Origin of the sequence: Trinickia terrae (assembly GCF_005144415.1) — a bacterium.
Classification (GTDB): domain Bacteria; phylum Pseudomonadota; class Gammaproteobacteria; order Burkholderiales; family Burkholderiaceae; genus Trinickia_A; species Trinickia_A terrae.
The window spans coordinates 1-1,170 of sequence record NZ_SWJE01000040.1 but is presented as its reverse complement, the minus strand read 5'-3'; the positions used below and the strand labels follow the sequence as shown (position 1 = coordinate 1,170).

At 63.2% G+C, this 1,170-nt stretch carries 1 protein-coding gene; it reads right to left on the bottom strand.

All coding sequences use genetic code 11. The features are described from left to right. Window positions 1–1,170, bottom strand: a 1,170-nt coding sequence (tuf, locus tag FAZ69_RS32955; RefSeq protein ID WP_240702569.1) for an elongation factor Tu, incomplete at its 5' end; no start/stop codon positions are given.

Below are 1,170 nucleotides of genomic sequence, written 5' to 3'. Positions count from 1 at the left end.
TTACTCGATGATCTTGGCGACGACACCTGCGCCGACGGTACGACCGCCTTCGCGGATTGCGAAGCGCAGACCTTCTTCCATCGCGATCGGCGCAATCAGCTTCACCGTGATCGACACGTTGTCGCCCGGCATCACCATTTCCTTGTCCTTCGGCAACTCGATCGAGCCCGTCACGTCCGTCGTACGGAAGTAGAACTGCGGGCGATAGTTGTTGAAGAACGGCGTGTGGCGGCCGCCCTCGTCCTTGCTCAGCACGTACACTTCAGCCGTGAAGTGCGTGTGCGGCGTGATCGAACCCGGCTTGGCCAGCACTTGGCCGCGCTCCACGTCTTCGCGCTTCGTGCCGCGCAGCAGAATACCGACGTTGTCGCCCGCTTGACCCTGGTCCAGCAGCTTGCGGAACATTTCCACGCCCGTGCAGGTCGTCTTCACCGTTGCGCGGATACCGACGATCTCGATTTCCTCACCGACCTTGACCACGCCACGCTCGACGCGACCCGTCACCACCGTGCCGCGGCCCGAGATCGAGAACACGTCTTCCACCGGCATCAGGAACGCGCCATCCACGGCGCGCTCCGGCGTCGGGATGTACGTGTCCAGCGCGTCGGCCAGGTTCATGATCGCCACTTCACCCAGCTCGCCCTTGTCGCCTTCCAGCGCCAGCTTCGCCGAACCCTTGATGATCGGCGTGTCGTCACCCGGGAAGTCGTACTTCGAGAGCAGCTCGCGCACTTCCATTTCCACCAGCTCGAGCAGCTCGGCGTCGTCCACCATGTCGCACTTGTTCAGGAACACGATGATGTACGGCACACCGACCTGACGCGCCAGCAGGATGTGCTCACGCGTTTGCGGCATCGGGCCGTCCGCAGCCGAGCACACCAGGATCGCGCCGTCCATCTGCGCTGCGCCCGTGATCATGTTCTTCACGTAGTCAGCGTGGCCCGGGCAGTCAACGTGTGCGTAGTGGCGGTTCGCCGTTTCGTACTCGATGTGCGCCGTGTTGATCGTAATGCCGCGCGCCTTTTCTTCCGGCGCCGCGTCGATTTCGTCGTACTTCTTCGCTTCGCCGCCGAACTTCGCCGACAGAACCGTCGCGATCGCCGCCGTCAGCGTCGTCTTACCGTGGTCAACGTGACCGATCGTGCCGACGTTCACGTGCGGCTTGGTCCG